Annotated in this window: 8 protein-coding genes; 2 read left to right on the top strand and 6 right to left on the bottom strand. The window is 67.8% G+C overall.

The window, feature by feature from the left end:
• Positions 1-2 precede the first annotated feature (2 nt).
• Entirely contained in the window at positions 3-1,043 is a 1,041-nt protein-coding gene (locus Q9K01_RS00985; protein WP_305928346.1) for a DNA polymerase III subunit delta, read from the top strand.
• Positions 1,044-1,062: 19 nt separating this feature from the next.
• Here Q9K01_RS00985 and Q9K01_RS00980 read toward each other — a convergent pair whose 3' ends face one another.
• The 3 genes from Q9K01_RS00980 to Q9K01_RS00970 are packed head-to-tail and all read right to left on the bottom strand — an operon-like array spanning position 1,063 to position 2,923.
• Positions 1,063-1,620: an LptA/OstA family protein gene (locus tag Q9K01_RS00980; protein WP_422785269.1), complete on the bottom strand. Its 558-nt coding sequence runs from the start codon at positions 1,618-1,620 to the stop codon at positions 1,063-1,065.
• Positions 1,617-2,294 carry an LPS export ABC transporter periplasmic protein LptC gene (locus Q9K01_RS00975; protein ID WP_305928345.1) on the bottom strand — a complete coding sequence of 226 codons (678 nt, stop codon included), beginning with the start codon at positions 2,292-2,294 and terminating at the stop codon, positions 1,617-1,619. The genes Q9K01_RS00980 and Q9K01_RS00975 overlap by 4 nt, the downstream gene beginning before the upstream one ends.
• A gap of 11 nt (positions 2,295-2,305) precedes the next feature.
• Positions 2,306-2,923, bottom strand: a complete 618-nt coding sequence (locus Q9K01_RS00970) for a ribonuclease D (protein WP_305928344.1) — start codon at positions 2,921-2,923, stop codon at positions 2,306-2,308.
• An 82-nt stretch (positions 2,924-3,005) separates the two neighbouring features.
• On the opposite strand from Q9K01_RS00970, the gene Q9K01_RS00965 reads away from it, so the two are divergent.
• Entirely contained in the window at positions 3,006-3,734 is a 729-nt protein-coding gene (locus Q9K01_RS00965) for a uracil-DNA glycosylase (RefSeq protein WP_305928343.1), read from the top strand.
• Here Q9K01_RS00965 and Q9K01_RS00960 read toward each other — a convergent pair.
• From Q9K01_RS00960 to gltB, 3 genes are all read right to left on the bottom strand, one after another.
• Positions 3,731-4,993 (bottom strand): carbohydrate porin, encoded by a 1,263-nt coding sequence (locus Q9K01_RS00960; RefSeq protein WP_305928342.1) that lies wholly within the window; start codon positions 4,991-4,993, stop codon positions 3,731-3,733. The genes Q9K01_RS00965 and Q9K01_RS00960 overlap by 4 nt on opposite strands.
• A gap of 112 nt (positions 4,994-5,105) precedes the next feature.
• Entirely contained in the window at positions 5,106-6,542 is a 1,437-nt protein-coding gene (locus Q9K01_RS00955) for a glutamate synthase subunit beta (protein ID WP_305928341.1), read from the bottom strand.
• Positions 6,543-6,699: 157 nt separating this feature from the next.
• On the bottom strand, positions 6,700-11,355 hold the full coding sequence (gltB, locus tag Q9K01_RS00950; RefSeq protein ID WP_305928340.1) for a glutamate synthase large subunit: 4,656 nt from the start codon (positions 11,353-11,355) through the stop codon (positions 6,700-6,702).
• Positions 11,356-11,458 lie beyond the last annotated feature (103 nt).

Genomic DNA, 11,458 nt, shown 5'->3' with positions numbered 1-11,458 from the left:
CAATGAAAGCGACGCAGCGCGATTTTGCAACCAAGGCGCGCGGTGCGCTCGGCAGCGTCTCGATCTTCTTCTTCTGCGGCCCCGACGAGGCGGGCGCTTCGGCGGCGGCGCGCGATCTGGTGAGCATGCTCCCGGATCCGGGCGAGCGGGTCGAACTATCGGGCGGCGAGCTGCGTTCGGACCCGGCGAAACTGGGCGACGAGGCGCGCTCCTCCTCGCTGTTCGGCGACAGCCGCCATATCCTCGTGCGCGCCAATGGCGACGAGGCGCATGACGCGCTGCGCACGCTGCTCGAGACCAGCGACATGGGCGCGGGCCAGGCTTGCCCGGTGCTGGTGGTGGCGACAGCGGCCACCGACAAGTCGCGCACCGCCAAGCTGCTGGAAAAGCGGAAAGATGCGCTGGTGACGATGTTCTACCCGCCCGATCTGGCCTCGGTCACCCATGCGGTGCGCGCGATGGGGGATGGCGCGGGCGTGCAGTTCAGCGGCGGGCTGGCCGAACGAATCGCGCGCGCCGCCAATCTCGACGTGCGGCTGGCGCAATCCGAGATCGACAAGCTGGCGCTCTATCTCGATGCCAGTCCGCAATCTCCGAAACAGGTCGATTCCGCCGCGCTCGACGCGATCGGCGCGGTGAGCGACGAGGACGGCTTCATGTCGCTGGTCAATGCGGTGCTCTCGGGCGACCAGCCCAAGCTCGCGGGCGAGATGGTGCGGATGCGCGAGATGGCGCTCAACCCGGTGGGGCTTCTGCTCGCTTTCGAACGACGCGCGGCGCAGCTGGCGCGGATCGCGGCGCGGCTGGGACCGCGCGGCTCGTTCGACGACCTGGGCAAGGGCGAGAAGGCGCAGCTGGGCATCTTCTTTCGCGAGGAGCGCGAGATCCGCAACCAATACGCCTATTGGCGCGGGCCGCGGCTCGACCGGCTGACTTCGCGGCTGGTCGAGCTGCACCGCGAATTGCTCGCCAACAGCCAGGCGGCGCATCTCCTGCTTGCGCAGGCGCTGACCGGAATGGCGCGCCGGCCCGCGCGGCGTTAAACCGGATCAGTTCGCGCAATCAGTTTTCAGGGACCGCGAAGGTCCCGCTGACCCGTCCGCCGTCGCCGGTGGTGGTTTCGCCCGCCACTCCGGACGACCCGCTGGCGCTCCCATCGACGCTCGCCACGCCGCTGACCAGATCGATCACCAGCCGCCCGCCGTTGAGCGTGTCGTTACCGCGCCGGAGCCGGACGTCGCCCGCCAGCGTGATGATCCGGCGGTTGAAATCATAGACCGCGGTGTTGCCCGAGGCGATCTCGTTGCCGCGCCGCACATTGACCCCGCCGGTCGCCATGATCCGCTGGATGCGCAGCGTTCCGCTGTCGCTGTAATTGACCAGCGTACGCGCCGCAGTGAGCCGCAGTCCGGCCTGCTCGATCACCACGTCGCCCGACAGCACCACGCGGTTCTGGCGATCCTGCAGTTCGATCCGGTCGGCGGCGTAATTCACCGGCGCGTTGGAATTGTGCCCGGCGATGGCCTGGGCGTTGAGCTGGATGCCTGCCATCAGCGCGAGCGTCGCGGCGAAGCCGCCGATCAGCCAGCGGCGGGCGGTCGGAACGAGATCGGTCATCATGGCATCCTCAACTGGCCCGGCACCATCCGCAGCCGGGCATCGCCGACCAGCGCGACGGTCCGCGCCGCGAGATCGACTTCGAGACGATTGGCGGAGAAGGTCCCCGCAGGAATGGCTCCCGAGACGCCGTCCCGGCCGACCACGCGCCTGGTGTCGAGATCGATCAGGACGTCGCGCAGCAGCATGCGATAGCCATCCGCCGCGATCATCCGCATCGTTCCGGGCACGATCATGGTCTCGGCGTCGATGTCATAGGCGCCCCCGCTGGCATCGATCACCGCCGGGCCTTCGGGGAGCAGCAGTCGCGCTTCCATATCCGCCATCCGGACGATGCCCTCGAGGCTGGATTTCTGCACCGCCTCGCCGGCTGTCACCGAAAAGGGGCGGCTGCGGTCGTCCTGGCCGCGATACATGGCGTTGTCGACGCGCAGCCGCTCGTCGATGACCGCCACCTTGTTGCGGTCGAGCAGAAAGCTGACTTCGCCGCGCGGGCTGAGCGGAGTGATCACCATCAGCGCCGCGACCACTCCGACGCCGAGCGGCAGCGCGCGTGCGAGAAAGCCGACCAGCCGGTCGTGCGAGCCGCCGGGCGCGGCGAAATGCTGGCGCCTGCTGCGCAGGGCCGCTGCTCGCCTGGTCTCTCTGCGCTTCTCGGGTCGGGGAGTGGAGACCATGCGCTGCGACCTCAGGCGTGGCTGAAGATGTCGTGCTCGGGCCAGCCGGCGATATCGAGCCGCGCACGGGTGGGCAGGAAGTCGAAACAGGCCTGCGCCATTTCGCTGCGCCCTTCGCGCTCGAGCCGCTTTTCCAGCTCCTCGCGCAGGCGGTGGAGATAGCGCACGTCGGACGCCGCATAGTCGCGTTGCGCCTCGCTCAGCACCGGGCCGCCCCAGTCGGAGCTCTGCTGGTGCTTGGAGAGGTTCTCGTTGAGCAATTCGTCGACCAGATTCTTCAATCCGTGGCGGTCGGTGTAGGTGCGCACCAGCTTGCTGGCGATCTTGGTGCAGAACACCGGCGCGGCCATCACGCCGAGATAATATTCGATCGCCGCGAGATCGAAGCGCGCGAAATGATAGAGCTTCACCCGGTCGGGATCGGCGAGAATGGCCTTGAGATTGGGCGCGTCGTAGCTGCTGTCGGGGCCGAAGCGGACCAGATGCTCGTCCTTGCCGCCATCGCTGATCTGGACGAGGCACAGCCGGTCGCGCGGCGTGACGAGCCCCATGGTTTCGGTGTCGATGGCGATCGCACCCGCGCCGAGCACATCGGCCGGGAGGTCTTCTTCGTGGAAATATACAGTCATATGGGGTCGGGCCTTAGGCGCATTGGGGATTGGTGGAAAGGGCTGCTGGCGAGCCTGACCGGGCCGGCCTAGCATGGCGGCGATGAACGATAGCGATCTGTCCGGAAGCGGGGTGCCCCAAAGCTGGCGCGATGTGCTCGAACCGGTGCTGGCGGGCGACGAGTCGCGGAGGCTGGGCGGCTGGCTGCGCGCCGAGGAGGCGGCTGGCAAACCGATCTACCCCCCGCGCGGTAGCCGCTTGCGCGCGCTCGAGCTGACCGAGCGCGAGGCGGTCAGGGTCGTGATTCTCGGGCAGGATCCCTATCACGGACCGGGTCAGGCGATGGGGCTGAGCTTCTCGGTGCCCGACGGCGTGCGCGTGCCGCCCAGCCTCGCGAACATCTACAAGGAACTGCGCGCCGACCTCGGACTGGAAATCCCGCCGCATGGCGATCTGACGCCCTGGGCGCAGCGCGGCGTGCTGCTGCTCAACACCACGCTGACGGTCGAGGCAGGGCAGGCGGGCAGCCATGCCGGGCGCGGCTGGGACGCGGTCACGGATGCAGTGGTCGCCGCGGTAGCGCAGGCTGAGCGCCCGAGCGTGTTCGTGCTGTGGGGCGCGCATGCGCAGAAGAAGGCGACGCGGCTCCCCGAACTGGCCGAGGGGAGCGATGGCCGCCATCTGGTGCTGCGCAGCCCGCACCCCAGCCCGCTTTCGGCGCACCGCGGCTTCTTCGGCTCGCGGCCTTTCAGCAAGGCCAATGCCTTTCTCGATCAGGCGGGGCGCGGGGCGATCGACTGGCGCCTGCCGATCACGGGAGGTCCGGCCTAGAACGCCGTCACCAGCCGCAGCCCGCCCAGCAAGGCCTCATCGCGGGGGGCGATGGCGCTGTCGATCAGCTGGAGATTGGCGGTGAGGCGGAAGGTCTCGTTCAGACCGATCGTATAGAAGGCTTCGACGCCCTCCTCGTCCTCCAACGGGACGCGCGCGGCCAGCGCGTCGACCAGCCCGTCGGTGAGCGAATAGCGGAACCAGCCCAGCCCGAAGCGGTCCTGCGGGCGGCCCGGCGGATTGCCCGCGATCCCCGCTTGGGCGCTGACATCGAGAAAGGTCGGATCGCCCGCCGAGAGATAGACCTGCCCGAACACGCCTATGCCCCCCGCCGGATCGCGCGGACCGCCGACGAGATATTGGCTGGCGGCGAGGATGGCGGCGAATTCGCCGCGGCTCTCGCCGAAGCCCGAGCCGGGTGCCGGGATCAGCACCGGGGGCAGGGCGCGGCTGCTGATCCCGCGGCGGGTGCTGGCGGCGAGCTTGAGCGCGTAATAGCCCTGCCTGCCTGCGATGGTAGCGGGCACGGTGACCGAGGCCAGCGCGCCGACCCCGTCCTCGAACAGCGTCGGAATCCCGCTGCGGCGCGAGGCGAGATTGGGGTCGAACACCCACAGCCGGAACAGGGCCTTTTTCGTCGGCACGGTAAGTAGCGCGCCGACCAGCGAGCCGGGAACGATGGCGCTGGGCGGGAGCGCGAAGGCGAGGTTCTGGAATCCCTCGATCCCGCCGCCCCCGGTGATCGGCAATTGCGCCGAGAGGTCGAAGACATTGACCTTGCCGACGGTGAGCGAAGCGCCGCTGCGCCAGGTCTTGGTGAGATTGGCCGAGAGGTCGAACTGCTCGTCCTCGCTGGCGGGATAGAACAGCGCGCTGTTGGTCGGCAGCAGCCCGATCTCGCCATTGCTCGATTCGCCCGCTCGGAGTTCGGGATGGATGTGCAGCGCGAAGCTGTCGTCGAGCCCGAACAGGCTCCCTTTCAAATCGACATAGGCATCGAGCTTGAGCCCGTATTGCGCATCGCTGGTCGAACCGCCCGATAGCGGCAGATCGACGAACTGCGCCGCGACGAGCTTGATGGAGGCGGGGTCGGGTACGCTCTGCGCGCTGCTGGCGGGTTGCTCGAGCTGCGGCGAAGGGGCCGGTTCGGGATTCGCTTGCGGGTCGGCAGGCGCCCGGCCTTGCGCGGCAGCGCTTGCTTCGATTCCTCCCCCTAGCGCCAGGCCCAGAACGGCCAGCGCGAACCCCCAGCGTCGCATTGCGTCCCTCCCCGTGTCGGGCCGGGCCATTATCGCCCTCGTCCCGAACGATCGAATCTAAACGAGCGCCGCCAATTGGCAAGCGGGTGGCACCGATTCGGAGGTACAGCCCTCAGCGCGGCAGTTCGCTCGCTCCCATCAGCGCCTCGTCGACCGCGCGGGCGCATTGGCGGCCCTCGCGGATTGCCCAGACCACCAGGCTCTGGCCGCGACGCATGTCGCCGCAGGAATAGACCCCCGGCTCGTTGGTGGCATAATCGCTGGTATCGGCGGCGACCGCGCCGCGATCGTCCAGCGCCACCCCCGCCCTGTCGAGCAACCCGCGCTTCTTGGGCCCGGTAAAGCCCATCGCCAGCAGGATCAGGTCGGCGGGCAGGGTGAAGCTGCTATCGGGCACTTCGGTAAACTTGCCGCCGTCCCATGCGATCCGGACGCATTCCAGTCCCGCGACGCTGCCGTTCTCGGCGATCACGCGCTTGGTCAGCACGCCCCAGTCGCGGTTCGCGCCTTCCTGATGGCTCGAGGAGGTGCGCAGCTTGAGCGGCCAGTCGGGCCAGGTAAGCGCCTTGTCCTCGCGTTCGGGCGGCTGCGGCATGATCTCGAGCTGGGTGACGCTCTTGGCTCCCTGGCGGTTGGAGGTGCCCACGCAATCCGACCCGGTATCGCCGCCGCCGATCACCACGACATGCTTGTCCTTGGCCGACAGGGTCCCGCGGGGCGCGGCGCGCAATTCGTCGTCTCCGGCATTGCGCTTGTTCTGCTGGGTGAGGAATTCCATCGCCAGCCGCACGCCGGGCAGTTCGGCACCGGGAATCTGCAAATGCCGCGGTTCTTCCGCGCCCCCCGCCAGCACGACGGCGTCGAAATTGTCCTGCAGCGCCTTGAAGCTGATCTCGACCCCGACCTCGGCTCCGGTGCGGAAATGGACGCCCTCGGCTTCCATCTGCACCGCGCGGCGGTTGATGTGCTGCTTGCCCAGCTTGAAATCGGGGATGCCGTAACGCAGCAGTCCGCCGATCCGGTCGCTCTTCTCGAACACGGTCACCGCATGGCCCGCGCGCGCGAGTTGCTGGGCGCAGGCGAGCCCGGCCGGCCCGCTGCCGATCACCGCCACCGATTTGCCGGTCTGGCGCTCGGGCACTTGCGGCTGAATCCAGCCTTCGGCCCAGCCGCGATCGACGATGGCGCATTCGATCGACTTGATCGTCACCGGTTGGTCGATGATGTTGAGCGTGCAGGCCGCCTCGCAGGGCGCGGGACAGACGCGGCCGGTGAATTCGGGAAAATTGTTGGTCGAATGGAGATTGGCCAACGCTTCGCGCCAGTCGTCCTCGTAGACCAAATGGTTCCATTCGGGGATGATGTTGTTGACCGGGCAGCCGGTGTGGCAAAACGGGATCCCGCAATCCATGCAGCGGGCCGCCTGGTGGCGCAGTTCCGCATCGCCCATGGGCACGGCGAACTCGTCGTAATTCTTCACCCGCTCGGCGGGGTCGAGATAGTCGCGGTCGCGCCGCGCGTATTCGAGGAAGCCGGTTTGCTTGCCCATCAGCGGGGTCCTGTCGTGTGGTGATGCGTCATCCCAGCGCAAGCTGGGAGCTGTGGCAGGTGGAGCGCAAGCCCGTGAGAGATCCCAGCTTTCGCTGGGATGACGATGGGGGCCGCTGGGATGACGGATGGAAGGAAATGAGGGGCGCGGAAGACCATCACTCCGCCGCCTCCATCGCCGCTTCCTCGCGCTCCGCCTCGAGCGCCTTCAGTGCGGTTTCGTAGTCGCGCGGCATCACCTTCTTGAACTGCCGCAGCGCGGTATCCCAATCCGCCAGCAGCGCCTCGGCGCGCGTCGAGCCGGTGTGGAGCTGGTGCCGCTCGACCAGCACGCGCAGCCGCGCGGCATCGTGATAGAGCGGGTCGCCCATGCCTGAGTCCTCGACCGAGCGGGCGCGCTGCTGGGGTTCGCCCCAGCCGTTCTCCGCGCCCTCGCCCTCGCCCGGTTCGATAGAACGAATATCGACTTGCGCGAGGTTGCACAGCGACGCGAACACATCATCGGGGTCGTAGACATAGGCCACGCCGCCGCTCATCCCGGCGGCGAAATTGCGCCCGGTGGGGCCGAGCACGCAGACCATGCCACCGGTCATATATTCGCAGGCGTGATCGCCGGTGCCCTCGACCACCGCGACCGCGCCCGAATTGCGCACCGCGAAGCGCTCGCCCGCGACCCCGGCAAAGAAGGCCTCGCCCGCGATCGCGCCATAGAGCACGGTGTTGCCGACGATGATGTTGTCGCTCGCGTCGCGGGTAACCTGGCTCGGGGGCTTGACCACGATGCGTCCGCCCGAAAGCCCCTTGCCGACATAGTCGTTGGCATCGCCGGTCAGTTCGAGCGTGACGCCATGCGCCAGCCAGGCGCCGAAGCTCTGGCCCGCGACCCCGGTGAGCGCGATGCGGATGGCGTCGGGCGCGAGTCCGCGATGGCCGTGCGCCTCCGCGATCCGGCCCGAAAGCATCGCGCCGACGCTGCGGTTGACGTTGCGCACCTCGCGTTCGAGCACCACCGGTCTGCCGCCCGCGATCGCCGGCTGGCAGGCCGCGATCAGCTCGCGGTCCATCGCCGCGCCCAGACCGTGGTCCTGCGTTCCGGTCTGGCGCAGCGGCGCATCGGGGACGCGTTCGACCGAGGCGAGCAGCCGCGACAGGTCGACACCCTTGGCTTTCCAGTGGCGGGCGACGCGGTGGGTGTCGATCAGGTCGACCCGGCCCACCATGTCCTCGACGCGGCGGAAGCCCATCTCGGCCATGATGCCGCGCAGTTCCTCGGCGACGAAGAAGAAGTAGTTGATGACATGCTCGGGCGTACCGGTGAAGCGCTTGCGCAGCACCGGGTCCTGCGTCGCGACGCCCACCGGGCAGGTGTTGAGGTGGCATTTGCGCATCATGATGCAGCCCGCCGCGATCAGCGGGGCGGTGGCGAAGCCGAATTCGTCCGCGCCGAGCAGTGCTCCGATCGCGACATCGCGCCCGGTGCGCAGGCCCCCGTCGACCTGGACCGCAATGCGGCTGCGCAAATCGTTGAGCAGCAGCGTCTGCTGGGTTTCGGCGAGGCCGATTTCCCAGGGGCTGCCGGCGTGGGTCAGGCTGGTCAGCGGGCTCGCGCCGGTGCCGCCCTCGTAGCCCGATATGGTGACGTGGTCGGCCTTGCACTTGGAGACCCCCGCCGCGACCGTGCCGACCCCGACCTCGCTCACCAGCTTGACCGAGATCCGCGCCTCGGGCTGGACGTTCTTGAGGTCGTGGATCAGCTGCGCCAGATCCTCGATCGAATAGATGTCGTGATGCGGCGGCGGCGAGATCAGCCCCACGCCGGGGGTCGAATGGCGCACCTTGCCGATGGTCTTGTCGACCTTGTGGCCGGGCAATTGTCCGCCCTCGCCGGGCTTAGCACCCTGCGCCATCTTGATCTGGATATCGTCCGAATTGACCAGATATTCGGTGGTCACCCCGAAGCGCCCGCTGGCGACCTGCTTGATCCGACTGCGCATCGAATCGCCATTGGCCATGGGGGCGAAGCGGTCGGGCTCCTCGCCGCCTTCGCCGGTGTTCGAGCGCGCGCCGATGCGGTTCATCGCGATCGCCAGCGTGGTGTGCGCCTCGCGGCTGATCGAGCCGTAGCTCATTGCCCCCGTGCTGAAGCGCTTGACGATCTCGGCGGCGGGTTCGACCTCGTCGAGCGGGATCGGCTTGCCGGCCTTGCGCAGCTCCATCAGCCCGCGGATCGTCAACAGCCGCTCGGACTGCTCGTTGATCGCCTTGGCGAAGGCGGCGTAATTGTCGGGCCGGTCGCCGCGCACCGCGTGCTGGAGATTGGCGATCGTCTCGGGCGTCCAGGCATGGTCCTCGCCGCGCAGGCGGAACTGGTAGATGCCGCCCGGATCGAGCATGCTGCGATAGATCGGCGCATCGCCATAGGCCATCGCGTGGCGGCGCACCGCTTCCTCGGCGACCTGTTCGAGCCCGACGCCCTCGATCGTGGTCGAGGTGCCGGTGAAAAAGGCATCGACGAATGCGCTCGACAGCCCGACCGCATCGAAGATCTGCGCGCCGCAATAGGACTGGTAGGTCGAGATACCCATCTTGGACATGACCTTGAGGATGCCCTTGCCCACCGCCTTGACGTAATTGTCGCGCACCTTTTCGGGGGCGAGCTCGGGGTGCCGCTCGGCGCGCAGATGCTCGAGCGTCTCGAAGGCGAGATAGGGGTTGATCGCCTCGGCGCCGTAACCCGCCAGCACGCAGAAATGATGGACCTCGCGCGCTTCGCCGGTTTCGACCACCAGCCCGGTCTGCATTCGCAGCCCCTGCCGGGTGAGCTGGTGATGCACCGCAGCGGTGGCGAGCAGAGCGGGCATGGGGATGCGGTCGGGACCCTGCAGCCGGTCGGACAGGATCAGGATGTTGTGATCCTGCAGCACCGCCTCGGTCGCGGCCCAGCACATCTCCTTGATCGCCATCGCCAGCCCCTCGGCGCCGGTGGCGGCATCCCAGCTGCAGTCGATCGTCGCGGTGCGAAACGCGCCGTCGAGCGCCGCCTCGACCGAGCGGATCTTGGCCAGATCCTCATTGGTGAGAATCGGCTGGCTGACCTCGAGCCGCTTGTGCAGCCCGGCGTCGCGCCCGAGCAGATTGGGGCGCGGACCGATCATCGACAGCAGGCTCATCACCAGTTCCTCGCGGATCGGATCGATCGGCGGATTGGTGACCTGCGCGAAGTTCTGCTTGAAATAGTCGTAGAGCAGCCGCGGGCGGTCGCTCAGCACCGCGATCGGCGTATCGGTGCCCATCGAGCCGATCGGGTCCTGGCCGTCGAGCGCCATCGGCTCGAGAAAGCGCGTCAGATCTTCCTGCGTGTAGCCGAAGGCCTGCTGGCGATCGAGCAGGGTGGTGGTCGCGACCGGGATCTCCGACAGCTCGGGCGCGATATGCTCGATATCCTCGAGCTTGAACTGCGCCTGTTCGAGCCATTTCTCGTAAGGATGCTCCGCGGCGAGCTGCGCCTTGAGCTCGGCATCCTCGATGATCCGGCCTTCCTCGAGATCGATCAGCAGCATCTTGCCCGGCTGCAACCGCCATTTGCGCACGATGTCCGCCTCGTCGATCGGCAGCACCCCGCTCTCGCTGGCGAGCACGACGTGATCGTCCTTGGTGACGCAATAGCGCGCCGGGCGCAGCCCGTTGCGATCGAGCGTGGCGCCGATCTGGCGCCCGTCGGTGAAGCACACCGCGGCGGGCCCGTCCCACGGCTCCATCAGCGCGGCGTGATATTCGTAGAAGGCGCGCCTGGCCGGATCCATCAGCGCATTGCCGGCCCAGGCCTCGGGCATCAGCATCATCATCGCATGGGCGAGGCTGTAGCCGCCCACCAGCAGCAGCTCGAGCGCGTTGTCGAGACAGGCGGTGTCCGACTGGCCATGCGGGATCAGTGGCCACATCTTGTCGAGATCGACGCCCAGCAGCTCGCTTTCCATCGTCCGGCGGCGCGCGTTCATCCAGTTGACGTTGCCGCGCACCGTGTTGATCTCGCCATTGTGCGCGGTGAAGCGGTAAGGGTGCGCGAGTCGCCAGCTGGGAAAGGTGTTGGTGCTGAAGCGCTGATGCACCAGCCCGAGCGCCGAAACGCAGTCGGGATCGCGCAGATCGTCGTAGAACCCGCCGACCTGATGCGCGAGCAGCAGACCCTTATAGACGATGGTGCGGCTGGAAAAGCTGGGGATATAGGCCTGCGTAAGCCCGGGAATTCCGTGCTTTTCAGCCAGTCTGGCGAGCGGATTGAGCGTCTGCTTGCGGATCACCACCAGCTTGCGCTCGAACGCGTCCTGATCGGCGCAATCCGGACCGCGCCCGACGATGCATTGCCGCATGACGGGCATGGCATCGACCACCGCACGGCCCAAGCCGTCGAGCGTGACGGGAACATCGCGCCAGCCGAGCACGCGCTGGCCTTCCTTGACGACGAATTTCTCAAGCTGATCGACCACGAAGGTGGCCGCCTCGCCTTCGCGCGGCAGGAAGCATTGCGCCACGCCGTATTCGCCGGGCGGGGGGAGGTCGATGCCTTCGCTGCGCGCCCAATTGCGGAACAGCGGATCGGGGACCTGGAGCAGGATGCCCGCGCCGTCGCCGAGCAACGGGTCGGCGCCGACCGCACCGCGATGATCGAGATTGCCGAGAATCTCCAGCGCCCGGCTCACGATCGAATGGCTTTTGTCGCCGCGGATATGCGCGACCATGCCGACACCGCAGGCGTCGTGTTCGTTGCGCGGATCGTAGAGCCCGCCGAGAGGCGGGTGGGCGGGTACGGTCATTCGCTTCCTTCACACCGTCGGGCCCGACGGAGGCGAGGGCTTCCGATGGGACCTGACTGTTGGCGCGCCGGTCGCAGCGCTGCCGGATTGTCGTGAGTGCCCG

It is taken from the genome of Qipengyuania benthica (assembly GCF_030717865.1).
Lineage (GTDB): Bacteria > Pseudomonadota > Alphaproteobacteria > Sphingomonadales > Sphingomonadaceae > Qipengyuania > Qipengyuania benthica.
Note: the sequence above shows the minus strand (reverse complement) of the source record. Positions and strands in the feature narration are given on the sequence as shown.

Bases quoted from the DNA above. Each gene is read 5' to 3' on its own strand.
- Q9K01_RS00955 (WP_305928341.1), bottom strand. From the start codon at position 6,542: ATGGGCAAGCAAACCGGCTTCCTCGAATACGCGCGGCGCGACCGCGAC.
- gltB (WP_305928340.1), bottom strand. From the start codon at position 11,355: ATGACCGTACCCGCCCACCCGCCTCTCGGCGGGCTCTACGATCCGCGC.
- Q9K01_RS00975 (WP_305928345.1), bottom strand. From the start codon at position 2,294: ATGGTCTCCACTCCCCGACCCGAGAAGCGCAGAGAGACCAGGCGAGCA.
- Q9K01_RS00965 (WP_305928343.1), top strand. From the start codon at position 3,006: ATGAACGATAGCGATCTGTCCGGAAGCGGGGTGCCCCAAAGCTGGCGC.
- Q9K01_RS00960 (WP_305928342.1), bottom strand. From the start codon at position 4,993: ATGCGACGCTGGGGGTTCGCGCTGGCCGTTCTGGGCCTGGCGCTAGGG.
- Q9K01_RS00985 (WP_305928346.1), top strand. From the start codon at position 3: ATGAAAGCGACGCAGCGCGATTTTGCAACCAAGGCGCGCGGTGCGCTC.
- Q9K01_RS00970 (WP_305928344.1), bottom strand. From the start codon at position 2,923: ATGACTGTATATTTCCACGAAGAAGACCTCCCGGCCGATGTGCTCGGC.
- Q9K01_RS00980 (WP_422785269.1), bottom strand. From the start codon at position 1,620: ATGATGACCGATCTCGTTCCGACCGCCCGCCGCTGGCTGATCGGCGGC.